Here is a 25,632-nt window from a genome sequence, read left to right on the forward strand (position 1 = left end):
AACAGCCGGAGGACTCGCAGCCGCTGCTCAAGCTGCTGGTCAAACTCGACCGCCCCGGCGGCTACGATGAGGACCAGGCGACTCCCGGCCATTCGCACCTCAAGTATCGGATCCCGCCAGCGATCATCGACAATGGCGTGGGCCCGGGGGAGGCCGAAGCCGGTGTACCGATCACGATCCTGCCTTACCCCTTTATGAGAAAAAACGACCGTGTGCGCCTCGCCTGGGGCCGTGCAGAAAAAATCGTTACCGTCACCGAGGATCAGGCGAGTGATCCGGTTAATTACCCGCTGATCATCACCCTCGACAAAACCGTGATTGAATTGGCCGGCGACAGCGCCGGGGTGGCCGTGACCTATCAGGTGGTGGATGAAGTCGGCAACCACCCGGACGAGCGTTCGCCCTGGTCGGCGATCAGCTACATCCTGGTCGACCTGGGGGGCAATCGGCTCGATGCACCGCTGGTGCTGGAGGCGGATCCCGTCACTCACGTGATCGACCTTGAGACCCTGGGTGATGCCGACGTGACGGTGCTGGTCAATACCACGGGGGGGCACTTCAAGGTCAACGACACCATCGTCATGACCTGGATCGGCACGCCCGCCGAAGGCTCGCCGGTCATCGAAGGGCCGATCGAGCGACCGGTCAGTCGGGTCGGGGTCGCGGTGACATTCAGCATCCCCAACGCCAAGGTCAGGGCCATCGCCAAAGGTCGGGCCAGCGTGTCCTATGTGCTGAAAAGCCAAGGCGTGACGGACCGCCCCTCGAAAAACACCAGCGTCAGTGTCGAGGGCAAGATCAGCCCATTGCGGCCGCCCAGCGTGGACGAGGCCCCGGGCGCCATCCTCAACCCGGACGAGCCCTGGGCAACGGTGAATATTCCTTATTACCCCGGCCGCCAGAACAGCGACCTGGTGACCCTGATCTGGGAAGCCCCTCGCCCCGGTGGCAGACCGCCCTATCACGAAGACGCGCGGCCGGCCGGCAACCTGCCGGAGAACCAGCCTATCCAGCGCAGCGTGAGCAATAGCGTGATCCGGGAGTTCAATGGGCTGAAGGTGGACGTCTATTACAAGGTGGCCAACGACGATGTGGCCCTGCGCAGCGTGCGTGAATCGGAGCATTACCTCATGCAGGTGGGGGTGGCGCTCCCGCAATTCCCTCGGCCGGAAGTCGAAGAGGTCGAGGCCGGCAGCGACGTGTTGGACCCGGATAAAGTCCCGTCTACCGGGGCCACGCTGGTCATGCCGTTTCTCGGAACCCGGGACAAGGACCGGGTGACCTATCACTGGCGGGGTTCGGCCATCGGCACCAGCGATTATGTGGACCTGACCTCACAAACGGCCGGCAAGGCGGTGAAGTTCACCGTGCTCAAACAGTACGTGACGAACAATCTGGATGGCACCCTGAGCATCGATTACCTCATCACGCGCGACGGTGTGACCTTGGGGCATTCGTTCAAGCGGGATCTGTGGGTGCGCGCGCAGCTGGAGCTAAAACCGCCGAGCGTGAAAGAAGCCCCCGGCGGCACGCTGAACCCGATCAATGCCAAAGACTTCCTGACCGTGGTCGTGCCGCACTACACCGGCATGCTCGGTTCCGACAAGCTGAGCGTGACCTGGGCCGGGACCGCCGGTGGCGGCTCGCACACCTCAGCCCCCGTCGATGTGGGCACGGTCGGTAGCAAGGAGATCCCGATCCCCAACAGCGTGGTGGCCTTCAACCTGGGTAAAGCGGTGACGGTGACCTACACGGTGACTCGCGACGGCACAGCCTATCCACCCTCGCAACCGCTGACCCTGACCGTACAGGCCATCCCCAACCAGGATGGCGCGTTGCCAACGCCGGCCATCGAAGGGGCGGTGGGCAATGAACTCAACATCGGCACCCTCATCGGCACCGAAAACCTGCGCATCGCCGCCTGGCCGCTTCAGCTCTCGGGCCAGCGGGTCTGGCTGCGTTATGACGGGACCGACACCGCCGGTGACGCGACAGAAGCGATCGTCTGGACCGGCCAGGCCCACAACAAAACGGGCGAGCTGGTGACCCTGGCGCCCCATGTCTGGCTGAAAACGCTGAAGGACGGCACCGACCTGAAGGTGACCTTCCGGGTCAACTTCGACAAGGTATCGAACGCCGCCACGGCGGTGACCTTTCCAATACGCACGTACACGGTCAGGGAACTGGCCCTGATCAAACCGACGTTGGATTCGGTCAAGGGCTCGCCGAGCGGGGAGGAGATTCCTGACAACGGCTATTCCGTGGAAACCGCAGTGACCCTGAGCGGTACCGCCACCAAAGGTCTGGAAGTCGAAGTGTTCGACGGTGCCACTTCCCGAGGCAAAGCCACGGCGAACGCGACCACGGGTATCTGGACCCTCTCGGTCTCCGGGCTGAGCCAGACGGCCCACAGCTTCACCGCCAAAGCGCTGTATGGCAGCGGCGAGGAGTCGGGGGCACGAGCGATCAATGTCACGGCGCTCATTACACCGACCCTGGTCAAAGTGCTGGACGCCGACGGCCAGGAGATTCCGGAAGCCGGCACCACCACCAGCACCACCTTGACCCTGAGTGGCAAGGCGAGCAACGGCCTGCGCGTGGAAATCTACGAAGGCAGCGGAGCCGGCGCGGTGTCCCACGGGATCGCAACCGCCAACGCCACCACGGGCGACTGGCAACATCCGGTCACCCTGGCCCAGGGCGGCCGTCGGTTGTATGCCCAATCGCGCTACCACAGCTCCACGGTCTATACCAATGTGCGCACGTTGACCATCGTGCCGGTTGAAGCACCGACCCTCACCTCGGTCAAGGGCTCGCCAAGCGGGGAGGATATTGCTGAAGGCGGCACCACTGTCGAGACCGCGGTCACCCTGAGCGGTACTGCGAGCAAGGGGCAGAATGTCGAAGTGTTCGACGGCCCCACCTCCAAAGGTCAGGCCATGGCGGACAAGGGCACCGGTGTCTGGTCGCTGCTGGTGTCGGGGCTGAGCGTGGCGGCGCACAGCTTCAAAGCCAAGGCGCTGTATGGCACTGGCGTGTCGTCGGCAGAGCGGACATTCACCGTGGTTAACAGACTAATTATAGATACTACTCAGATGACCTTAAGCGGATTCTCCGTCAAGATGCCATGGCCGAAGAGGGGTGCTGACTCAATAGGAAATACACAAACACGCGTACCAACTAGAGGGGTACCCCCATATAGATACAGCTCAAGTAAAATTCAAGTAGCCACCGTTAATTCGTCCGGTAAAGTGACAGGCGAGCGAAATGGTACGGCGAGTATAACGGTTACGGATAGTGCTGGAGCTACCGCATCGTACGATGTCCGAACCAGCAATATATGGGAGTTGATCGAAAGTCCGAACAAAATGAGCAACTCCGCGGCGAAACAGTGGGTATCCCAAAACGGATCGCCACTCATTACCAATGAAAATGGACCTTATCCTAGTATCGAAGATATGAACCGAGTATATAATCCCATCCCGTTTCACGATCTGAAGTGGACAGGTGTTGATTTTACTCCAAGGCCTATTGAGGGATTATGTGTTGCATATAGTCTAAATACCTTAACGATAGCAAGAAGAGCAGCCGCCAGTCTAGATAATGTATGGTGCCTGAGACCTCTTAATTATGTATAACCTACATTAAGCGAAGCGATAGCAAACGGAAATAACAAACGCACCTTGCAGTACCATCTGCAAGGCGGGGAATTCAGGGACAGACCACAATATCTATCGTGGTCTATCGCTTCATGCCCGAAGGCGCAGCAGGTATCGACATGAAAAATGAGGCCGGACTTATTTACTAGTTAGTTTTAGCGGCGGTTAAAGAAAAGGCGACTCCTGCTTGGAGAGTCGCCTTTTTTTTGTACTCAATACTTACACATCCAAAATCCCTGTAGGAGCGAGGCCGCCCGCGAAGGCTTTCTCACATCCAACAGTGAGATTGCCTGACACGCTGTCGTTCCGCGCAGGCTCGCTCCTTCAAAAAAAACAACGCACAGCTGAACATCCTGCCTTTCTATTAATATCCTAACCCGCCCTTATTGCTGTCTCGCCGCTGCCACTTGAGAATTGACAACCTGTTTTGCTTCTTCCAACGTATTAAACAAGCCACTGAAACTCCCCCACGGATATTCGACCTGAAAACGTTGACCTGAATTCGCAGGATCATGCTCAAGAATGGTGAATCCGTTTTAGGCCGTTCTAATTGGATAACTCATCATTTATCTCCCTATTTCCGTATCGCTCCAGCCCTTCAGTGCGAAGGGGCTCGTGCTCAATTTCCAGTACCGAACGACAACTGTCCTACTGTCATAAATGACAGTCATTCATAAGTTATCGAAATAAAAGCCTGAATACCGGCTATAACAAGTGTCGCGCGAGAAGTAAGCTTGCGGCCGCCAAGTCAAGCACACCTGTCCGAACCCTGAACACACACCCAGAAATATCCTCTGCCATTGAAACCACCCCCCACCTGCCCCATCTAAGACCCATACCCTATTGCGCAGGTGCCCCATGACCGACCAGCAAGAATTCCCCGAAGACCCGAGCGACTACGCCGACCCAGAGAACGCCGAACACCACTCCACCGGCAAAGGCCTCGCCCTGCCAGGCCAGAACCTGCCGGACAAGGTCTACATCATCCCGATCCACAACCGCCCGTTCTTCCCGGCCCAAGTACTGCCGGTCATCGTCAATGAAGAACCGTGGGCTGAAACGCTGGATCTGGTGAGCAAATCCGATCACCACTCCCTGGCCCTGTTCTACATGGACACGCCCCAGGAAGACCCGCGTCATTTCGACACCTCGGCCCTGCCGCTCTACGGCACGCTGGTCAAGGTGCATCACGCCAGTCGCGAAAACGGCAAACTGCAATTCGTCGCCCAGGGCCTGACCCGCGTCCGCCTCAAGACCTGGCTCAAGCACCATCGCCCGCCGTACCTGGTGGAAGTCGAATACCCGCACCAGCCCACTGAGCCGACCGACGAGGTCAAGGCCTACGGCATGGCGCTGATCAACGCGATCAAGGAACTGCTGCCGCTCAACCCGCTGTACAGCGAAGAGCTGAAGAATTACCTCAATCGCTTCAGCCCCAATGACCCGTCGCCGCTGACCGACTTCGCCGCCGCCCTGACCTCGGCCACCGGCAGCGAGCTGCAAGAAGTGCTCGACTGCGTGCCCATGCTCAAACGCATGGAAAAAGTCCTGCCGATGCTGCGCAAGGAAGTCGAAGTCGCGCGTTTGCAGAAAGAAATTTCCGCTGAAGTTAACCGCAAGATCGGCGAGCATCAGCGCGAGTTCTTCCTCAAGGAGCAACTCAAGGTCATCCAGCAAGAGCTGGGTTTGACCAAAGACGACCGCAGCGCCGACATCGAGCAGTTCGAGCAACGGCTGACTGGCAAGGTTCTTCCGGCTCAGGCGCAAAAACGCGTCGAAGAGGAAATGAACAAACTGTCGATCCTCGAAACCGGTTCGCCGGAGTATGCGGTCACCCGCAACTACCTCGACTGGGCAACCTCGGTGCCGTGGGGCGTGTACGGCGAGGACAAACTCAACCTCAAGCACGCACGCAAGGTGTTGGACAAACACCATGCCGGCCTCGACGACATCAAGGACCGCATCCTCGAGTTCCTCGCGGTCGGCGCCTACAAAGGCGAGATCAGCGGCTCCATCGTGCTGCTGGTCGGCCCGCCGGGCGTTGGTAAAACCAGTGTCGGCAAATCCATCGCCGAATCCCTCGGTCGGCCGTTCTACCGCTTCAGCGTCGGCGGCATGCGCGATGAAGCCGAGATCAAGGGCCACCGCCGCACCTACATCGGCGCGCAGCCGGGCAAACTCGTGCATGCGCTGAAAGATGTCGAAGTGATGAACCCGGTGATCATGCTCGACGAGATCGACAAGATGGGCCAGAGCTACCAGGGCGACCCGGCCTCGGCGCTGCTGGAAACCCTTGACCCGGAACAGAACGTCGAATTCCTCGACCACTACCTGGACTTGCGTCTGGACCTGTCGAAAGTGCTGTTCATCTGCACCGCCAACACCCTGGACTCGATCCCCGGCCCGTTGTTGGACCGGATGGAAGTGATTCGCCTGTCGGGTTACATCACCGAAGAAAAAATCGCCATCGCCAAACGTCACTTGTGGCCCAAGCAACTTGAGAAGGCCGGTGTGTCCAAAGGCAGCCTGTCGATCAGCGACAGCGCGTTGAAGGCGTTGATCGATGGCTACGCTCGCGAAGCCGGGGTGCGACAGTTGGAAAAACAACTGGGCAAACTGGTGCGCAAAGCCGTTGTGAAATTGATCGACGATCCGAAAGCGGTGATCAAGCTCGGGCCGAAAGACCTGGAAGCTTCACTCGGCCATCCGGTGTTCCGTAATGAACAAGTGCTGTCGGGGACTGGTGTGATCACGGGCCTGGCCTGGACCAGCATGGGCGGCGCGACCTTGCCGATCGAAGCCACGCGGATTCACACCTTGAACCGCGGCTTCAAACTCACCGGGCAATTGGGCGAAGTGATGAAGGAGTCGGCGGAAATCGCCTACAGCTACGTCAGCTCCAATCTCAAGTCGTTCGGCGGTGATCCGAAGTTCTTCGACGAAGCCTTCGTTCACCTGCACGTCCCGGAAGGCGCCACCCCGAAAGACGGCCCGAGTGCCGGCGTGACCATGGCCAGCGCCCTGCTTTCGCTCGCCCGAAACCAGCCACCGAAAAAAGGCATCGCCATGACCGGCGAACTGACGCTGACCGGGCATGTACTGCCGATTGGCGGCGTGCGTGAAAAGGTGATTGCGGCGCGGCGGCAGAAGATCTTCGAGTTGATCCTGCCCGAGCCTAACCGTGGCAGCTTTGAGGAATTGCCGGATTATCTGAAAGAAGGGATTACCGTGCACTTTGCCAAGCGCTTTGCGGATGTGGCGAAAATCCTGTTCTGACAGAACTGTAGCGCCTGTACCGACGCCTTCGCGGGCAAGCCCGCTCCCACAGGGATCGAGTGTGGTCACACATTTGTGTCCACCCCGAACCTGTGGGAGCGGGCTTGCCCGCGAAGGCGTCGGCACTCACACCACCGACTCCCCCGTGTCACACTTTGTCTCATCTTCAGTTATGCTCGCCGTTCGTCGTGAATGCCGGAGCCACTGACCTTATGTCCCCCACTCGCCTGTTTGTCCCCCTCGCCCTCTCCTTGCTGGCCGCGTGCGCCACGCAACCGAAACAGAACGTGACCGTGGAAAAACAAAGCGAATGCCCAGTGCAATTGCACAACGGGCAAAACCTGATCCTGACCCTGCCAAGCAACCCGACCACGGGTTACCGCTGGGCGATCCAGGATTCGGCCGGTGGCGTATTGCGCGCGCTCAGCCCCGAGGTCTACAGCAACCCGCAAGATGCGGGGATCGTCGGCAGCGCTGGCCTCTCCACCTGGCGCTTCCAGTCCTTCGCCGCGGGCACTGGCCGTTTGCGTCTGACCTACTCACAGCCATGGGCACCGGAAGTACCGGCAGTGGAAACCTTCGACTGCGCGATCTCGGTTAACTGATCGTGGGCTGGCTGATTCTGGCGCTGATGGGCGCGGTGACGTTCCTCTACGGCGTCAGTGTGCATGCGGCGTTGCTCTGCCTGCTGGTCAAACCGCTGCCGGTATTGGCGCTGCTCGGTTGGTTGCATGACGCACCGCCCAGCGAATATCGGCGCTGGATCAGCCTTGGATTGATTTTCTCCCTGCTCGGCGATGTGTTGCTGGCATGGCCGGGGGATTTGTTTGTGTTCGGTCTCGGGGCATTTTTGGTCGCGCATCTGGCGTATCTGAAGGCCTACTTGAGTGATTGCCGGCGGTTGGCGCTGTTACCACTGATCATCGCTGTGGGCGTCGGCGCGGTGTTGTTGGGGATCTTGATTTCCAATGGGCTGGGTCCGCTGCTCATCCCGGTGATCGTCTACGGCCTGGCCATCAGCGCCATGCTTTGGCGGGCGCTGGCTCGACTCGGCACCGATGTGCCCAAACGCTCGGCGCTGCTGGCGGCTGGCGGTGCATTGGCGTTTGTTTTTTCGGACAGCGTGATTGGCATCAATCGATTCGTCGCACCGTTTCATGCCGCGCCTTACGTGATCATCCTCAGCTATTGGTTGGGGCAATGGGGGATTGCGGCGTCGGCATTCACTCAGAAACCGCGCTGAATCCTTCGCGAGCAAGCCCGCTCCCACAGGGAATAGCGCTGTACTTGTGGGAGCGGGCTTGCTCGCGAAAGCGGTCTCACTGAACACGCAAACCTCGGATCCTACCCAGCGTTTATCAGACAACCCGCGCATCGCCCCGTCAATTTGGCTAAAATGCCGACCTTTTCCACCTATGCCGCTGGAACCGCCGTGAGCAAAGAATCCGATCGCCTTTTCGCCCAGCCTTTGGCCCAGGTGCCTGACTTCGCCTTTAACGAGGACGTGGTGCGGGTGTTCCCGGACATGATCAAGCGCTCGGTGCCGGGTTATCCGACCATCGTTGAAAACCTTGGCGTGCTCGCCGCCCAGTTCGCCCAGCCCAACAGCGTGCTCTACGACCTCGGCTCGTCCTTGGGCGCCGTGACTCAGGCGCTGCGCCGACACGTACGCACTGACGGCTGCCGTGTCATCGCGGTGGATAACTCGGCTGCGATGGTCGAACGCTGCCGCGAATACCTTAATGGTCAGGACTCGATGTTCCAGGAGCTGCTGCCGGTGGAAGTGATCGAAGGCGACATCCTGGCCCTCGAATTCCAGCCAGCCTCGGTGGTGGCGCTGAACTTCACCCTGCAATTCATCGCCCCGGAGCAGCGCACTGCATTGCTCTCGCGTATCCACCAATCGCTGTTGCCCGGTGGCGCGCTGATTCTGTCGGAGAAGCTGCGCTTCAACGACCTCGAAGAACATGCGCTGCTCTCCGACTTGCACGTCGCGTTCAAACGCGCCAATGGCTACAGCGAACTGGAAATCGCCCAGAAGCGCAGCGCCATCGAAAACGTCATGAAGCCCGACAGCCTCGAAGAACACCGCGAGCGCCTGCTGGCCGCCGGGTTCTCGAAAGTCGTGCCGTGGTTCCAGTGTCTTAACTTTGCCTCGTTGATTGCCTTGCCATGATTGATCTCTCTCCCCTCGCCCGTCGTCTGGCCGGTACTCCGCTGGCCGACTGGGCGAACACCCTGCAGGCCCAACTCGACAAGAAAATGGAAAAGGGTCATGGCGATCTGGAGCGCTGGCAAAGTGCGCTGGACGCTTTGCCGAAGATTCAGCCGAGTGTCGTCGATCTACTTGACGGCCTGACGCTGGACACCGATTGCGATGACCAAACCCGCGTTCAGATGCGCACCGCACTGATGGGTTTGTCGCCGTGGCGCAAAGGGCCGTTCGATCTGTTTGGCGTGCATGTCGACACCGAATGGCGTTCGGACTGGAAGTGGTCGCGGGTTGCACCGCATCTGGATCTGAAGGGTAAACGCATCCTCGATGTCGGCTGCGGCAACGGCTATTACATGTGGCGCATGCTCGGTGCCGGGGCCGACAGCGTGATCGGTGTCGATCCGAACTGGTTGTTCTTCTGCCAGTTCCAGGCAGTGCAGCGTTACCTGTCCGAACCCAATGCCTGGCACCTGCCGTTCCCGTTCGAAGATCTGCCGCCGAACATGGAAGGCTTCGACACGGTGTTTTCCATGGGCGTGTTCTATCATCGCCGCTCGCCGATCGAGCATTTGCTGGCGCTGAAGGATTGCCTGGTCAAGGGCGGCGAACTGGTGCTGGAAACGCTGGTGATTGAAGGCGATCAGCAGCAGGTGCTGGTACCGGAAGACCGTTATGCGCAGATGCGTAACGTGTGGTTCCTGCCGTCAGTACCGGCGCTGGAGCTATGGCTGCGCCGTGCCGGGTTCAGCGATGTGCGTTGCGTGGATGTGAGCGTGACGACGGTCGAGGAACAGCGCGGGACGGAGTGGATGAAGTATCAGTCGCTGAGCGATTTCCTTGACCCGCAAGATCACAGCAAGACCATCGAGGGCTTGCCCGCGCCGATGCGCGCCGTCATCGTCGCCCGCAAGTAAAGCACCGATCTCCCTCCCCATGGAGATCAAACGTGGGAGCGGGCTTGCTCGCGAATGCGGACTAACATTCAACAGAGATGTTGACTGATCCAACGCTTTCGCGAGCAAGCCCGCTCCCACACTGGACTGGTGTTTTAGTCTGCTGGTTTGGCTCTTCGGGCCTTGAAGAACTCGCTCAACACCGCCCCGCACTCCTCAGCCAACACCCCACCTTCGTAAAGCACCCGGTGATTCAAGAATCCCTGGGTAAAAAACTGCCCCTGACTCTGCACAATCCCGGCCTTCGGCTCCAGCGCCCCATACACCACTCGTGCAATCCGCGAATGCACGATCAGCCCGGCGCACATGCTGCACGGTTCAAGCGTCACGTACAGCGTGCTGCCGGGCAGACGATAGTTGCTGGCGGCCAACGCGGCAGCGCGGATCGCGACCATCTCGGCGTGAGCACTCGGGTCGTTGCCGCTGATCGGGCAGTTGAAACCCCGTCCGATGATTTCACCGTCCTGAACCAGCACCGCGCCCACCGGCACCTCACCCAGGGCCGCGCCTTGGGCGGCCAGGGCCAGGGCCTCGCGCATGAAGTCACGATCACGACTGCGGTCGATGATTGCGGCGGGGCGTATCTGACGCATCAGGCCACCTCGATGGCGGCCATCAGGCCGGTTTCCATGTGGTCGATCACATGGCAATGGAACATCCAGACCCCTGGGTTATCCGCCACCAGCGCCACTTGCGCGCGCTCGTTCTTGCCCAGCAAGTAGGTGTCCGTGAAGTACGGAATAACCTTGTGCCGGTTCGAGGCGATGACCTTGAAGCTCATGCCGTGCAGGTGAATCGGGTGTTGATACTGAGTCATGTTCTTCAATTCGAAAATGTAGCTCTTGCCCTTCTTGAGCTTGGCAATCGGGCGGTCGGCGCAAGTCTTGTCGGTGATGTCCCAAGCCTTGCCGTTGATCTGCCACAGGCTTGGCGGCTTGCCATTATCGACATTCACCGACACTGAGCCTACCCATTCGAAATTGAAGTTGAGTTTCTCCGCGTTAGCCAGGTCCGGCTCGGCCACCGGGTTGGCGGGCAGTGCGGGTGGCCACTGGGTCGGCGCATCGCTGTTCGCCACCGAACGGAACGTGCCCAGTCGTACCGGGCCATTTCGCAGGGACAGTTCTTCACCGGCCGGTGGTGCCTTGATCGCCAGGCAAATGCGCATGCCCGGGCCGAGCCAGTATTCCTTGCCCAACGGGCGCGGTTCGATGGGGTTGCCGTCCAGCGCGTAGATCTGCGCTTCGACGCCAGGAATGTTGAGTCGGTAGGTCAGGGTGTTATCGAGATTGAGCAGGCGCACCCGGGTGATCTGCCCGGCAGGCAATTCGATCACCGCTTGCGCGACGCCATTGATGGTCGACAGGCGCCCCGCCGTGCCACCACGGGCCGCTTCGCGAGGAATGCTGAACGCGACAAAAGCGCCCTCTTCATCGACGTGCCAGCTCTTGAGGCTCAACGTCTTTTCGTACTTGAAGCCGGTAGGCTCGCGCTCTTCGATGATCAACGGGCCAACCAGCCCGCGACCGAGTTCTTCGCTGCTGTTCACATGCGGGTGATACCAGTAGCTGCCGGCGTCGGGCACGCGGAATTTGTAGTCGAAGTATTCGCCCGGCAGCACTGGAAGCTGCGAGACGTAGGGCACGCCGTCCATTTCCAGCGGCAGGCGAATGCCGTGCCAGTGAATGGTGGTGGCAACCGGCAGGTGGTTGATGAAACGTACCCGCAGCCATTCACCCTGACGCACGCGCAACTCGGTGCCCGGCGCCGACGGGCCGAACGCCCAGGCTTGGGTCTTGTGCCCGGCCACCAGTTCAACGTCCAGCGGTGCGGCAATCAGCTCGTAGTCGTGGCCCGCGTCGGCGTCGGCCATCTTGCCCAACCAGTACCGCGACGCGCCCCCCGCTCCGACACCAACGACAACAAGACCGGCCAGGCCACCGAGGATTTGGCGACGGGTAAAGGACATGAACTCAACTACCTCACGTATCAGCGACAGGCATAGAGCCTGTAAAAGGCGAATACGATACACCTGCGGATGAGAAACAGTAAGGGTGACGCGGCGGATGGCCGCAGAGGCCGCCCCTCACCCTAACCCTCTCCCCAGGGGGTAGAGGGGACTGACCGAGTTGTTCTTGGAGCTACATCGACCTGAAAAACCGAGTCGAACTCAGGTTTGAAAAGCTTGAAGATCGGCTCCCTTTCCCCCCTCTCCCCCGTGGGGAGAGGGCTGGGGTGAGGGGTGGCTCTTGAATCTGATCACCTAACGCCCGGCAATCACCAACCCCATCAACAAATGCACAACACCTCCGTCCAACATCATCACCCCCGGTACCCCCGCCGTATTTAATGCCTGCCGATCCATCCGCGCCACATCCCGCAACTCCACCCGAACCCGGGTCAGCGCCACCGGCTGCTGCGCCTTGAGGTTATCCACACCGCCCAGAGCGACCACGATTTCTGGGGCCAGACCAGAAACAGGCTGAGCCACCACTTTCGGCTCATCCACCACCAGATCCGGGGTCAACGCTTTCCAGAACGCCCGCTGCATTTTCTCGAACATGTTCAGTTCTCCAGTACCAGTGAAGTATCGACCGTCGCCTCGTGATACAGCCGCAACGCCTCGCGCACTTGCTCGGCGCTTTCCAGGCCCAGCACTTGCTGGGCGATGGCCTGGCAGTCCAGCAGATCCACTTCGCGAACCGCCGCTTTGATCGCCGGAATCAACGGCACGCTCACCGACAGTTCATCCACCCCAAGTCCCAGCAACAACGGCACCGCCAGCGTTTCCGAGGCCATGGCGCCACACACACCGACCCATTTGCCGTGGGCATGGGCGGCCTTCACGGTGCTGGCAATCAAACGCAGCACCGACGGATGAAAGCTGTCGGCCTGACTGGCCAGGCGCGGGTGATCGCGGTCCATGGCCAGGGTGTATTGGGTCAGGTCGTTGGTGCCGATCGAGAAGAAATCCACTTCGGGCGCAAACAGATCGGCCATCAGCGCCGCTGCCGGCACTTCGATCATGATCCCCAGTTTCGGCCGTTCAGTGAGGCCCAATGCCAGCGCCTCTTCCTCAAGCATCTCCCGGGCCAGGCGCAACTCCGACAGCTGCGTGACCATGGGCAGCATGATGTGCAGACGGGCCAGTCCGGCGCTGCTCAGGATCGCCTTGAACTGATCGCGCAGCAGTTGCGGGCGCTCCAGACACAAACGAATCCCGCGCATGCCGAGGAACGGGTTGGTTTCGCTGTCCATCGGCACGTAGGCCAACGGTTTGTCGCCGCCGACATCCAACGTCCGCACCACCAGATTGCGCGCCGGCCCCAGGGCGCGGGCGATGGCGCTGTAGGTGCAGGCCTGTTCGTCATGGCTCGGCGCATGATTGCGATCCAGATAAAGAAACTCCGAACGCAACAGTCCGACGCCCTCGCCTCCCAGAGCCATGGCCTGCTCCGCTTCAGCCAGCGAGGCGATGTTGGCCGTCACTTCAACGTGGTGTCCATCGCGGGTACACGCCGCCAGCGCTGCGTGCGCCAACTCATGTTGATGGCGTTTCTGCTGGCGCTGACGATTGGCTTGCAGCTGCTCGATGGCCGCCAGATCCGGGTCCAGATGCAGCTCGCCCTTGTCGGCGTCGAGCAACACTTGAGTGCCGTTGGCCAGCCCCAGCACCTGAACGGGCAACCCGCAGATCGCTGGCAAACCGGACGCCCGAGCGAGGATCGCAACGTGGCTGGTAGCGCCGCCACCGACCGTGGCGAAACCCAGTACCTTGCGGGTATCGAGCCCGGCGGTCTGTGACGGCGTCAGTTGTTCGGCGATCAAGATCGCCGCTTCCGGCAGCTCCATCGCCTGATCCTGTACGCCGAGGATCAGCTTGAGCACTCGCTGGCCAACATCGGCCAGGTCCGCCGCCCGCTCCGCCAGCAAGGCATTGCCCAGGCTTTTGAACAAGGTTGCCGCCGACTCGGTGGCCGCGCGCCAGGCGAACCCGGCACTTTTGCCTTCGTTGATCAGCACGTGAGCCACCTCCAACAAACCCGGGTCTTCGAGCAGTTCCTGGTGCGCCTTGAAGATGTCTGCCTGCGCGCTGCCCATGGCGTTGTCACGCAGTTGTTGCAGGGCCAGCAGCGCCTCGGCCAGGGCGCGGGACAGATGATCGCGTTCAACCTGTGGTGTGGCGCCGAATTCATTCACTTCCAGGTGTTGTTCGGCTATCTGCACCACTTGGCCAAACGCCGACCCGGCCGATGCGCAAACCCCACGCAACACCGTCAGCGATGAAGCCTCGGTCGCCTTCGCCTCAACCTGCGCCGAGGCCGCCACCGCTTCACCGCATCCACTGATCAGCAGCTCGGCCAGCGTCTTGATCGCCGCTTCAGCATCCGGGCCGGCCGCGCTGACTTGCACAACGTCACCGTGCCCCGTCTGCAACGCCATGATCGCCACCAGGGATTTCGCGTTCGCACTCGCCTGCTGTTTATGCAGGTAAATGCTCGCCGAAAAACCTTTCGCCGCCTGAGCGAACACCGCGGCCGGACGGGCGTGCAAACCGTTCGGATTGGCGAGTGTCACCGGTTTGGAAAACACTGCTTCGCCCGCTTCCGGCACTGGCTCATCCGTTGCCTGCTCGATGGGCTTCAAGCTCAGTAAAGGCTGGCCACGGTCTACCAATCCCGATTCCGCTGTCAGCCAAGTGAACGGCTCACCGCTGACCACCAGCATCAACGTCAGCAGGCTGCGGGCATTCAACGCCACAAAATCGGCATCGAACTCGATCAGCGACTGCCCAACGTCAACCTGCTGGCCCTCCTCCACCAACCGCGTGAACCCCTTCCCGGCCAGGTTCACCGTGTCGAGGCCAATGTGCATCAACACTTGCACGCCATTTTCGTCGGTGATGCTGATCGCATGCCCGCTGGCCTGCACGTTGCTGACAACCCCTGCCAGCGGCGCGCACAACGTCGTTGAAGTCGGATCGATGCACAGGCCATCGCCGATCACGCGGCTGGAAAACACCGGATCGGGCACGAGGTCCAGTGGCATCAATACGCCGGACAGGGGCGCGTGCAGTTGCAATTGTTGGGGTGTGGCCATGACGTCACCTGCTGTTTTGTTCTTTGAAGTGCCGATGGAGCGCGAGGCTCCGACAGCATCGCTTATTTCCACCAGTACTCGACCTGCAATCCGACATTCGAACCGTGCCGCGCCGTGCCGAAGGCGCCGGTGTCGGACAACGCCGAGCCCTGCGCCTGTTCATTGGCGGCCCGTTTGGCCGCCTCGTTCCAGCTCGCATAGGTGTAATACAAACGCACCTCGGGCCGTGCCCAGAATTCCGGCCCCTTGGGCGACCAGGTCGGGGCGAAGGTGAACTTGCTCAGCTTGCGCGTGCCGCCCGTGGCGTCGACCTGATCGTGACCCAGTTCGGTCACCAGTTTGAATTGCTCGGTGAGCGCATAGGTCGGGCGAACACCCAGGGAAATCCAGTTCTGATCGCTGCCGTCCGGGCGAATGTCTTTCTGGTAAACCGCCTCGATCTGCCCGCCAAATCGCGGCGTCACCTGCCAGTCGAAGAACTCCACCACCCGATAACTTTTGTTGCTGTCGTCGAGCTTCACGTTACCGGTATAACCCAACCCGGTGCCGGGACCTTCGCCGTACTGGAAAGCCAGTTTGTTCTTGCCGCCCAAAAAGCCTTTCTGCACATGCTGGGTGGTGATCGCCCAGCCACGGTGAGCGTCGCGGCTGTCGGGTTTGTCGATGTAGCTCAGCCCGAATTCCAACGCACCGCCGGGGTTGGTGTTGAAGCCGGCAACGTTGAAGTCATGGCGGTTGATGTAGTCCTTCTGGTACAGGTTGTCCTTGCGCGAGAAGGCGTAGCTGTATTTCAGATCGCCGATCAGCACGTCCTCGATACCGCCGCCGGTGGCGCTCTGGTTCCAATAGTAGAAGTCGGAAATGTGAATATCGTTCCGTTTGTAGTAACGCCGGCCGGCCCACAGCGAGCCGCCGTTGAGGCTTGGCATGTTCGACCACTGCGCATACGCCTGCGGCAGGCGCACCGAGCCGTTGTCACCGTTGAAGGTCAGGTCCTTGTCGTACTGGTTGTACAACGAAGCCATGCCGTCGACGCTCAGCACCGAGCCGTCATCCAGGGTGTAAAGATCCTGGCGCAATTCCAGTTCGGCGTACTGCTCGCATTCGTTGCCCAAGCGGTATTTGGTCTGCGCACCCGGCAGCTGGAAGCACTGCTGTTTATCGCTGTTGACCGAGGTGCCGACGCCGCTGCGCAAGTAACCGGCGAACTCCAGCGCCTGGGCCGAAAGAGGCAAGGCCAGGCACACGCCCGCCATTGCAAGGCTGCGATTTATTGTTGTTTTCAAGAGCTACCCCATTATTTTTATTGTGTGCAGCAGCAAAATCGGCGCGCAAAACTCCCCCGCGCAGCGTTCTGCGTGTTTTTTTGAGTCGGTGTTTTTTTGCGGTCGGTCAGTCGGTCATATGCAGCACGAACGACTCATAAGGCCGTAAGCGGACCTGTCGATTTCGCGTCGGACAGTCCGGGTAATTGCTGATGACCAGGCGTTGGGCCATGGTTTCGCTGATCACTTGATCTGGCAGTTCGACTTCGCATGGCGTGCCGTAGAAGTTGTTCAGCACCAGCAAGCGTTCGCCATTGCCCTCACGCACGTACGCCCAGACTTGCGTGTGCTCGGGCAACAATTGCCGATAGACACCGTCGGACATCAGCGCTTCACTGCGGCGCAGAGCGATCAACTGACGGTAGTGATGCAACACCGAATCCGGGTCATCGAGCTGAGCGGCAACGTTGATCTGCCCGGCGTTCGCTGGCACCCCGATCCACGGCTCGACAGCGCTGAAACCCGCGTTGGGCTCGGCGTTCCAATGCATCGGCGTACGGCCGTTGTCCCGGGACTTCTGCATGATCGCCGCCATGTTGTCGGCATCGCTCGCACCCGCCTCGCGCTTGAGCCGGAAGATGTTCAGCGTCTCGACATCGCGGTACTGATCGATGTGATCGAAGCCCGGATTGGTCATGCCCAGTTCCTCGCCCTGGTACACGAACGGCGTGCCCTGGAGGAAGTGCAATGCCGTGCCGAGCATCTTCGCCGAGAGCACGCGATATTCGCCGTCATGACCAAAACGCGAGACCACCCGTGGCTGGTCGTGGTTACACCAGAACAGCGCGTTCCAGCCACCGCCGGCCTGCATGCCGGTTTGCCAGTCGGAGAGGATGCGCTTGAGTTCGAGGAAGTCGAAGTCGGCGCGAATCCACTTCTGCAGGTTCGGGTAATCGACCTTCAGGTGATGGAAATTGAAGGTCATCGACAGTTCTTTCGACTCGGGTCGCGAGTAACGAATGCAGTGCTCCAGACTGGTGGAAGACATCTCGCCGACGTTGATCAGGTCATGGCCTTCGAACACTTCGCGGTGCATTTGCTGCAAGTACTCGTGGACGTTCGGGCCGTCTGTGTAGAAACGTCGACCGTCGGTGTTGTCCTCCGGGAAGTCTGCCGGTTTGGAGATCAGGTTGATCACGTCCAGACGGAACCCGCCGACGCCCTTGTCGCGCCAGAAACGCATCATCTTGAAGACTTCGGCACGCACCTTTGGGTTGTCCCAGTTCAGGTCGGCCTGAGTGTGGTCGAACAGGTGCAGGAAGTACTGACCGGTCTGGGCTTCATACTCCCATGCAGAGCCACCGAACTTGGATTCCCAGTTGTTCGGCTGGTCGCGCCAGATGTAGAAATCCCGGTACGGGTTGTCGAGGCTGCTACGGGCCTGCTGGAACCAGGTGTGTTCAATGGAGGTGTGATTGACCACGATATCGAGCATCAGCTTGATCCCGCGCTTGCCAGCCTCGGCGATCAGTAATTCGCAATCGGCCATGGTCCCGTAACTCGGGTCGATGGCGTAGTAATCACTGATGTCGTAGCCGTTGTCGCGTTGGGGCGAACGCAGGAACGGCGTGATCCACAGGCAATCGACACCCAGCCAGTGCAGGTAATCGAGCTTGGCCACAACGCCAAGCAAATCTCCCGTGGGGTTGCCGGCGTGGCTGTGAAAACTCTTCGGGTAGATCTGGTAGATCACCGAACGTTGCCAGTCTTGCATGGCGCTATTCCTTCAATAAGTTTTGTAGCGGCCCTTAGGGCCTCATCGCGAGCAGGCTCGCTCCCACAGTTGAATGCATTCCCATGTGGGAGCGAGCCTGCTCGCGATAGCGATCTATCAGGCAACCCGATACCCAGGCCGAACAATCTTCATGCTCAACCCGCAGGTCAGAACAAACGGCACGACCATGGCAATCACCATCCCGATCACGAACATCGGAATGAACTGCGGAATGATCGAGATAAAACCGGGCAACCCACCGACGCCGATCGCCGAGGCCTGGACCTTGTTCAGCGACAGGAAAATGCAGCCCAGGGCCGAACCGATCAGGGCTGCATAAAACGGAAATTTGTAGCGCAGGTTGACCCCGAACATGGCCGGTTCGGTGATGCCGAAGTAAGCGGAAATCGCCGAGGTCGAGGCCATGCTTTTATCCCGCACGTTGCGGGTCATGTAGAACACTGCCAATGCCGCGCTGCCCTGGGCCAGGTTGGACATGACGATCATCGGCCAGATGAAAGTGCCGCCCTGGGTGGAGATCAGCTGCAAGTCGACCGCGAGGAACATGTGGTGCATGCCGGTGATCACCAGTGGCGCGTAGAGCAAACCAAAAATCGCCCCGCCGACCATCGGCGCCAGGTCAAACAGCATGACCACGCCTTCGGTGATGAGAATCCCCAGATGACGGGTCACCGGGCCGATCACCGCCAGCGCCAGCACGCCGGTGACAACGATGGTGGTGATCGGCACCACCAGCAATTGCACCGCGTTAGGCACCCGCGCCCGCAGCCATTTTTCGATGACGCTCATCACGTAGGCTGCCATCAGGATCGGCAGGATCTGTCCCTGATAGCCAACCTTCTCAATCTGGAACAAACCGAGGATGTCGAAGTACGGCAGGCTCTGGCCGTCGAGACCCGCAACGGCCTTGCCATAGTTCCAGGCATTGAGCAGATCGGGGTGCACCAGCATCAGGCCAAGCACGATGCCGAGGATCTCGCTGCCGCCAAAGCGCTTGGCCGCCGACCAGCCCACCAGCGCCGGCAGGAACACAAACGAGGTATTGGCCATGAGGTTGATCAGGCTCCAGAGCCCGTCAAGCTTCGGATAGGCGTCCAGCAGGGTCTTGCCCTCGATGAACATGCCTTTGGCGCCGATCAGGTTGTTGATGCCCATCAGCAGGCCGGCAATGATCAGCGCCGGCAGAATCGGCATGAAGACGTCGGAAAACACCCGTACCAGCCGCTGCATGGGATTGATCTTCTCGACGCTTTTCTGTTTGACGTCGGCGATGGTTGAGGCGGCGAGACCGGTTTGACGACGCAGTTCGGCGTAGACCTTTTCCACTTCACCAGGGCCGATGACCACCTGGAACAGGCCGCCAGTGAAGAACGAGCCTTTGACCAGATCGATCTGGTTCAGGGTGGCGCTGTTGACCAGGCTCGGGTCCTTGAGGGCCAGGCGCAGCCGTGTGACACAGTGCGCGGCCTGCTCGAGGTTGTCGCTGCCACCGAGGCTTTGCAGCAGCTCGCTGGCGATATTCGGATAGTCGTGGCTCATGATTGTCCTTGCGCTGTAGTTTTTTGTTATTGGCAGCACGCCGAAGCGAAAAGTACTCGTCTGTACGAGTTAAAGCAACAACTCGTACAGACGAGTTTGATTTTGTTTATCCTGAACCCGACAGGCGGCGATGTTTCCTACCTCCAAAGTCAAAGAAACCTAACGCCGCATGGACAAACCCCTACCCTGCCCTTAAGGTTCGAAGCCTTGAGTACAGCGCGGCATAGAGCCATCCCCATGAGTAAATACAACCAGATCTACAGCGATCTGCTTGCCAGCATCACGACCGAACGTCTGGAACGCGGCGCCCGGTTGCCTTCCGAAACCGAACTGATGGACAGCTACCAGGCCAGTCGCGGCACCGTGCGCAAGGCGATCGAGCAATTGCAGGAGCGCGGTTTCGCGCAGAAGGTCCACGGCAAAGGCACGTTCGTGCTGTCGACCAACCCGATCGAATTCCAGCTCGGCGGCATCGTCAGCTTTCAGGAAACGTATCCACGCCTGGGTAACGACGTCAGCACCGAGGTGGTCGAGTTCACTCAAATCCCCCTCGAAGGTCCATTGATCGAACACATCAAGGCTGAAGCCGGCAGCCTGATCACGCGAATCAAACGAGTACGACGGATTGACGGCAAACGGGTGATCCTGGACATCAACCATTTCGTCAGCGACGTGATCCCCGGCCTGTCCCGGGACATTGCCGAGCACTCGATCTACGCCTTCATCGAGCAGACCCTGCAACTGCAAATCGCCTACGCCCAGCGCACCATCGAAGCGGTGCCCCGCAGCAAGGACGACCAGCAACACCTGGACCTCGACGGCCAGAGCCATGTGATCGTGGTCAGCAACCAGACGTTTTTGCAGGATGGTCGGCAGTTCGAATACACCGAGTCGCGGCATACGCTGGACAAGTTTTACTTTTCTGACATTGCGCGGCGCTGAGCCTGACGCTGGCACTCGCCTACTCCTACGTCTTTCGTCAGCAAGTGCCTTACAGATGGATCCGATGCCCCTTGAGATAGTGAGCGCCCTCAAACGCTCAAGGAAAGCATCATGGACGATACCCAAGACATCATCCTGACCAACTCCGCCGATGCCCAGGCCCTCCAGGCCCTGGTCCCCGGTCTGGTCGACGACTGCCCCGACCTGTACGCCATGGCGTACGAAATCGCCCAGGACATCCTCACCCGACATCACATCACCGACATCACCCCGGACAAAGTCTGGTGGCACCGGTTCCATGGTGCCCAAAGCAGCTCCACGGCCTTTACCGGCTGGCAGCACATCCTTGAAAAACCCAAGGAATCCATGACCTTCCCGCAACTGGTCATGCACCGTTTCAGCGTCCACGACCAGGACAATGCCGACCTGCTGGATCTCTATGGCGGCTTTTACCGGATCGGTGATGACGCCGAGAGTTACGACGAAACCAACGAAGTGCGCCTGCATGCCAGCGACGTACTGAAAGCCTTCTGGGACATCAATTTCGCTGACCGTTACAAAACGGCCATTGCGACATTCTGGGAAAAACACAGCGCCAACTTCCGTGCGCTGGCCAAGTGCACCTTCATCGCCAAAGCGATTGAAGACTATGAGAGCGGGCACTTGTCCCGTGAACATTTCACCCTGGTGCTCAGGGCCTGCGCGGGGAATGCGGGCAGACCGCTCACCCGGCAAATGCTGATGGACGAGGCGACCACAGCCAGCGGTTTATCGATTCGCAAGTTTTGTATTGATGAGTTCGTTTCCACGGACATCTTCAGCATCACTGACGACAGTGACCTGAACATTCTCTACGTTCCTGGCGAACCCAGGGGTTTCCACTGTTTCAACAAGGTCGAAGAGCTGCACGAATGGCTGGTCAATGAGGTCAAGGACGCCGAAGGCCGTGAACGCATGCTCATGCACTTCAAGCAGGAAGAGCGCGACATCGTTCAGGAAAAGCCCACTTCGCTGGGGCACAAGCTCGCCAATTTCACCGGCGTTGGCCTGATCTTTCACTTTCTGGAGAACACCGAATATGAAAATGTCGGCCTCACCCATACGTACGAGGTATTACCGGATGAAGACACCGCCGCCGACCATCACTTGCTCCACTACCGTGGCGAGAAAATTGCCGGTGATACGTTCACCCATTTGAGCCAGTCCACCCATGAGCGCATGCTCAGCGACGCCAATTACCTGCTGCATTCCAATGGCGAGCTACGCAAAAAGCTGTGGATCGGCTACCTCAATGCCTTCAACCGCGTCTTTGGGCCAATGGCTGCAGCGGCCTGGCCAGCAGCGCTGGTTGTCATAGGCGCGGGCATTGCCAATGTCGGCTTGCACATCGATCAGGCCATCAACGCCACGACCCCTGCGGAACGCAAGGCCGCGATCAAAGGGGCCATCCTTGGCAGCGTGGACATCCTGTTCAACTTGCCGTTCCTGAGAGGGGCAAGCGAGTTCGCGCAAGCAGAGGAAGCAGAGGAAGCAGAGGAAGCAGAGGAGGCAATCATCCCTGGGGAAGATTTGAAGTCGCCGAGCCCCCCAGTGCAACTGCCCTTCGAATCCATCAAACCCGACCCGGGAGATGCCAGCCTGTTGGCGCCTTTTGAAACCAATGAAATCCTCGATGGCTATTCCCCCATCAACGAGGAAGGCAAGTTTCAAGGCATCTATCAGCCCGAGACAGGCGGTAATTACATCGCCATGGGGGACAATTTCTACCAGGTGCGCTACAGCAACGAACTGAAGACCTGGACGATCATCGATCCGGTCGATCCCCACTCCTTTTACCGCAACATACCGGTGCGCCTGGATGAAATGGGTGAGTGGGTGCCCCTCACTCGTCCCGGTCTGGCGGGAGGCGGCAAGTTTTCCGATCTGTTCGCCAGGGCCGAGCCGCCACTGCCCGACTTCGACGCCCCGGCGACTGCATACGATGTTCCTCAGGACATCAAGCCGGCCCTCAAAAAGGCAGCCAATGGTTTGGAGACAAAGGGCGATTTAAAGGACGGCTTTATCAATCCCAACAATCCAGCCGATGAGCTGGAAGCCTTCAAAAGACTACGCCGAAGACTACACGACGACGCCGTGTCCTTTTATTCGCAGCCGCAACCACAGCTGCCACCCAGGCCTGCCATTCCATCGTTCATCGCGAATGCGAAGCTCAAGGACATCATCAAGACCCTGTTCAAGCGCTCACAAAGCCTGGTCATCGGTGAAAGTCACTCCAGCGTGGGCAGCAAACAATTTTTGATCGAGAACATGAGCGTGCTGCGCAAACAGAAGGTCAAAACCCTGTACATGGAGCATCTGCTGACGGATTTCCATCAAGCGGACCTGGATGTGTTCAACCGCACCGGGGTGATGTCCGAGGATCTGGAAAGCTACCTCAAGGATCTTGATGCAACTTTTTCGACCGACCCCAGCAAACAATTCACGTTTGAACAGGTCGTCAGGACCGCACAAAAAAATAATATCCGCGTGCAAGCCATCGACTGCCTGGCCAGTTACCGCAGCGCCGGTATTCAGAGGCCAGACATAAATTTCCGACAAAAAATGATGAATTTCTTCGCCCAACAAGTCATCAGCGCCGACCAGACAGCCAGAGGCACCCATCGCTGGGTGGCATTGGTCGGTAACAGCCACGCCAATACCTATGCTGACGTGGTGGGTGTCAGTGAGCTTGAAGGGAGCATCGGCCTGCGTATCGAGAGTGTGGGCGTGGATGAGCTCGGCGGTATCAAGGTCGACCCCGGGATCTCCGATGTGGCGCGCCCGGGGCAAGCGGTCAGTTTTGTCAAAAATGACTTGTTGCTGCAGATCCCGACGCCGAAAAGCGTGGCCCTTGCGCAAAGACTGGAAGATGGCCTGCCCAGGCCTGGCATGTACACCCTCAGCACCAGTACCGGTGAACCAATACTGGTTCATCGCAGCCGAACCATCACCAGAAACGGCATGGTGATCCGCGGGAAACTCGTTCGCACGCCCATAAAACAAGATGCGGACGGCTACTACATCGAACGGGATTCCTGGCAGATCAGCGGACGACGTTTTCCAACGACCGAAGGCTTGAGCTCAGCGCTGCACAGAATGGGCATGGCCCCCATTCGGCTAACCGGCGTCTAAAACGTAAAAAGGCCGTGTGAACAGTGTTCACACGGCCTTCTCAGTTACCTGCGATCAAGCCATCAAGGCTAGCGCGGGATCACTCCCACTCAATCGTCGCCGGCGGCTTGCTCGACACGTCGTAGGTGACGCGGGAGATGCCTTCGATTTCGTTGATGATCCGACCGGAAACGGTTTCCAGCAGTTCGTAAGGCAGGTGCGCCCAACGAGCGGTCATGAAGTCGATGGTTTCAACGGCACGCAGGGCAACGACCCAGGCGTAACGACGGCCATCGCCGACAACGCCAACCGATTTCACTGGCTGGAACACCACGAATGCCTGGCTGACTTTGTGGTACCAGTCGGCCTTGCGCAGTTCTTCGATGAAGATGTGGTCGGCGCGACGCAGCAGGTCGGCGTATTCCTTCTTCACTTCACCGAGGATCCGCACGCCCAGGCCCGGGCCCGGGAACGGGTGACGGTAGACCATGTCGTACGGCAGGCCCAGTTCCAGGCCCAGACGACGGACTTCGTCCTTGAACAGCTCGCGCAGGGGTTCAACCAGCTTGAGGTTCATTTCTTCCGGCAGGCCGCCCACGTTGTGGTGCGACTTGATCACGTGCGCCTTGCCGCTTTTGGCGCCAGCCGACTCGATCACGTCCGGGTAGATGGTGCCTTGGGCGAGGTACTTGATGTTGTCCAGTTTGTTGGACTGGGCATCGAAGACGTCGATGAAGGTACGGCCGATGATTTTGCGCTTCTTCTCCGGGTCGGACTCGCCAGCCAGGTTGTCGAGGAACTGATCTTCGGCATTGGCGCGGATCACCTTGACGCCCATGTTCTCGGCGAACATGGCCATCACTTGCTCACCTTCGTGCAGACGCAGCAGGCCGTTGTCGACGAAGACGCAGGTCAGCTGGTCGCCAATGGCTTTGTGCAGCAGCGCGGCAACTACCGAGGAATCCACACCGCCGGACAGGCCGAGCAGTACGTTGTCGGTGCCGACCTGGGCGCGAATGTTGGCGATGGCGTCTTCAGCAATCTTCGAAGGCGTCCACAAGGCTTCACAGCCGCAGATGTCGAGGATGAAACGCGAGAGGATGCGACCGCCCTGCTTGGTGTGGGTCACTTCCGGGTGGAACTGCACGCCGTAGTAGCCACGCGCGTCGTCGAACATGCCGGCGATCGGGCAGCTTGGGGTGCTGGCCAGGATGTGGAAGTCCTGCGGCATCTTGGTGACCTTGTCACCGTGACTCATCCACACGTCGAGGCCGAACAGGCCGTCGGCGTCGATGTGGTCTTCGATGCCGTCGAGCAGACGGCTCTTGCCGACCACGTCGACACGGGCGTAACCGAACTCACGCAGTTCGGAACCTTCGACCTTGCCACCCAGCTGTTCAGCCATGGTCTGCATGCCGTAGCAGATACCGAAGACCGGTACGCCCAGGTCAAACACCGCTTGCGGGCAGCGCGGGCTGTCGGCGACGTGCACGGACTCGGGGCCACCGGCGAGAATGACGCCTTTTGGAGCGAATTCGCGAATCGCTTCGTCGTCCATGTCGAACGGATGCAGTTCGCAGTACACGCCGATTTCACGCACGCGGCGGGCAATCAGCTGGGTGTACTGGGAACCGAAGTCGAGGATCAGGATACGGTGAGCGTGAATGTCGAGGGCCATGATTCAGTCTCGTCTAAGTAATTCAGAAACAGTCGTGATTCAGAAACAACTCGGGGCTGA

16 protein-coding genes are annotated in these 25,632 nt (G+C 59.6%); 8 read left to right on the forward strand and 8 right to left on the reverse strand.

What is annotated here, in order from left to right:
• Positions 1–212: 212 nt before the first annotated feature.
• The 6 genes from DFS28_RS13735 to cmoB all read left to right on the forward strand — a co-directional run bounded on the left by DFS28_RS13735 (position 213) and on the right by cmoB (position 10,064).
• The gene (locus DFS28_RS13735; protein ID WP_146604228.1) at positions 213–3,638 is read left to right on the forward strand and encodes a hypothetical protein; all 3,426 of its coding nucleotides are present in this window, start codon (positions 213–215) and stop codon (positions 3,636–3,638) included.
• 879 nt (positions 3,639–4,517) lie between these two features.
• Positions 4,518–6,935 (forward strand): endopeptidase La, encoded by a 2,418-nt coding sequence (lon, locus tag DFS28_RS13740; protein ID WP_111450256.1) that lies wholly within the window; start codon positions 4,518–4,520, stop codon positions 6,933–6,935.
• A 212-nt stretch (positions 6,936–7,147) separates the two neighbouring features.
• Positions 7,148–7,540, forward strand: coding sequence for a protease inhibitor I42 family protein (locus tag DFS28_RS13750; RefSeq protein WP_111450258.1), 393 nt, complete (start codon positions 7,148–7,150; stop codon positions 7,538–7,540).
• 2 nt (positions 7,541–7,542) lie between these two features.
• The gene (locus DFS28_RS13755; RefSeq protein ID WP_111450259.1) at positions 7,543–8,178 is read left to right on the forward strand and encodes a lysoplasmalogenase; all 636 of its coding nucleotides are present in this window, start codon (positions 7,543–7,545) and stop codon (positions 8,176–8,178) included.
• 153 nt (positions 8,179–8,331) lie between these two features.
• Entirely contained in the window at positions 8,332–9,111 is a 780-nt protein-coding gene (gene cmoA, locus DFS28_RS13760) for a carboxy-S-adenosyl-L-methionine synthase CmoA (protein WP_178082213.1), read from the forward strand.
• Positions 9,108–10,064, forward strand: coding sequence for a tRNA 5-methoxyuridine(34)/uridine 5-oxyacetic acid(34) synthase CmoB (gene cmoB, locus DFS28_RS13765; protein ID WP_111450261.1), 957 nt, complete (start codon positions 9,108–9,110; stop codon positions 10,062–10,064). The genes cmoA and cmoB overlap by 4 nt, the downstream gene beginning before the upstream one ends.
• A gap of 134 nt (positions 10,065–10,198) precedes the next feature.
• Here the strand turns inward: cmoB and tadA are convergent, their stop codons facing one another.
• The 7 genes from tadA to treP all read right to left on the reverse strand — a co-directional run bounded on the left by tadA (position 10,199) and on the right by treP (position 19,802).
• Positions 10,199–10,696 (reverse strand): tRNA adenosine(34) deaminase TadA, encoded by a 498-nt coding sequence (tadA, locus tag DFS28_RS13775; protein WP_008042399.1) that lies wholly within the window; start codon positions 10,694–10,696, stop codon positions 10,199–10,201.
• Complete coding sequence (locus DFS28_RS13780) at positions 10,696–12,072, reverse strand: multicopper oxidase family protein (protein WP_111450262.1); 1,377 nt, start codon at positions 12,070–12,072, stop codon at positions 10,696–10,698. The genes tadA and DFS28_RS13780 overlap by 1 nt, the downstream gene beginning before the upstream one ends.
• Before the next feature lie 294 nt (positions 12,073–12,366).
• Positions 12,367–12,666, reverse strand: a complete 300-nt coding sequence (locus DFS28_RS13785; RefSeq protein ID WP_111450263.1) for a PTS transporter subunit EIIB — start codon at positions 12,664–12,666, stop codon at positions 12,367–12,369.
• 2 nt (positions 12,667–12,668) lie between these two features.
• Positions 12,669–15,203 (reverse strand): phosphoenolpyruvate--protein phosphotransferase, encoded by a 2,535-nt coding sequence (gene ptsP / locus DFS28_RS13790; protein WP_111450264.1) that lies wholly within the window; start codon positions 15,201–15,203, stop codon positions 12,669–12,671.
• Positions 15,204–15,265: 62 nt separating this feature from the next.
• Complete coding sequence (locus DFS28_RS13795) at positions 15,266–16,489, reverse strand: carbohydrate porin (RefSeq protein ID WP_111450265.1); 1,224 nt, start codon at positions 16,487–16,489, stop codon at positions 15,266–15,268.
• Between the two features lie 106 nt (positions 16,490–16,595).
• Positions 16,596–18,242, reverse strand: coding sequence for an alpha,alpha-phosphotrehalase (treC, locus tag DFS28_RS13800; protein WP_111450266.1), 1,647 nt, complete (start codon positions 18,240–18,242; stop codon positions 16,596–16,598).
• Between the two features lie 117 nt (positions 18,243–18,359).
• Positions 18,360–19,802, reverse strand: coding sequence for a PTS system trehalose-specific EIIBC component (treP, locus tag DFS28_RS13805; protein ID WP_111450267.1), 1,443 nt, complete (start codon positions 19,800–19,802; stop codon positions 18,360–18,362).
• Between the two features lie 237 nt (positions 19,803–20,039).
• Here treP and treR point away from each other — a divergent pair, with 237 nt between their 5' ends.
• Both treR and DFS28_RS13815 read left to right on the forward strand, forming a co-directional pair.
• Complete coding sequence (gene treR, locus DFS28_RS13810) at positions 20,040–20,744, forward strand: trehalose operon repressor (RefSeq protein WP_076028522.1); 705 nt, start codon at positions 20,040–20,042, stop codon at positions 20,742–20,744.
• 111 nt (positions 20,745–20,855) lie between these two features.
• Positions 20,856–23,915, forward strand: a complete 3,060-nt coding sequence (locus DFS28_RS13815) for a membrane-targeted effector domain-containing toxin (protein ID WP_111450268.1) — start codon at positions 20,856–20,858, stop codon at positions 23,913–23,915.
• 79 nt (positions 23,916–23,994) lie between these two features.
• Here DFS28_RS13815 and guaA read toward each other — a convergent pair whose 3' ends face one another.
• Positions 23,995–25,572, reverse strand: coding sequence for a glutamine-hydrolyzing GMP synthase (guaA, locus tag DFS28_RS13820; protein WP_074873964.1), 1,578 nt, complete (start codon positions 25,570–25,572; stop codon positions 23,995–23,997).
• Positions 25,573–25,632: the final 60 nt, after the last annotated feature.

The sequence above is a fragment of the Pseudomonas sp. 478 genome (assembly GCF_003254125.1).
Taxonomy (GTDB): Bacteria; Pseudomonadota; Gammaproteobacteria; order Pseudomonadales; family Pseudomonadaceae; genus Aquipseudomonas.

Excerpts from the sequence above, each read along its gene's own strand:
- lon (WP_111450256.1), top strand. The coding sequence starts at position 4,518 with ATGACCGACCAGCAAGAATTCCCCGAAGACCCGAGCGACTACGCCGAC.
- DFS28_RS13750 (WP_111450258.1), top strand. The coding sequence starts at position 7,148 with ATGTCCCCCACTCGCCTGTTTGTCCCCCTCGCCCTCTCCTTGCTGGCC.
- cmoA (WP_178082213.1), top strand. The coding sequence starts at position 8,332 with ATGCCGACCTTTTCCACCTATGCCGCTGGAACCGCCGTGAGCAAAGAA.
- cmoB (WP_111450261.1), top strand. The coding sequence starts at position 9,108 with ATGATTGATCTCTCTCCCCTCGCCCGTCGTCTGGCCGGTACTCCGCTG.
- tadA (WP_008042399.1), bottom strand. The coding sequence starts at position 10,696 with ATGCGTCAGATACGCCCCGCCGCAATCATCGACCGCAGTCGTGATCGT.
- DFS28_RS13780 (WP_111450262.1), bottom strand. The coding sequence starts at position 12,072 with ATGTCCTTTACCCGTCGCCAAATCCTCGGTGGCCTGGCCGGTCTTGTT.
- DFS28_RS13785 (WP_111450263.1), bottom strand. The coding sequence starts at position 12,666 with ATGTTCGAGAAAATGCAGCGGGCGTTCTGGAAAGCGTTGACCCCGGAT.
- ptsP (WP_111450264.1), bottom strand. The coding sequence starts at position 15,203 with ATGGCCACACCCCAACAATTGCAACTGCACGCGCCCCTGTCCGGCGTA.
- treC (WP_111450266.1), bottom strand. The coding sequence starts at position 18,242 with ATGCAAGACTGGCAACGTTCGGTGATCTACCAGATCTACCCGAAGAGT.
- treP (WP_111450267.1), bottom strand. The coding sequence starts at position 19,802 with ATGAGCCACGACTATCCGAATATCGCCAGCGAGCTGCTGCAAAGCCTC.
- treR (WP_076028522.1), top strand. The coding sequence starts at position 20,040 with ATGAGTAAATACAACCAGATCTACAGCGATCTGCTTGCCAGCATCACG.
- DFS28_RS13815 (WP_111450268.1), top strand. The coding sequence starts at position 20,856 with ATGGACGATACCCAAGACATCATCCTGACCAACTCCGCCGATGCCCAG.
- guaA (WP_074873964.1), bottom strand. The coding sequence starts at position 25,572 with ATGGCCCTCGACATTCACGCTCACCGTATCCTGATCCTCGACTTCGGT.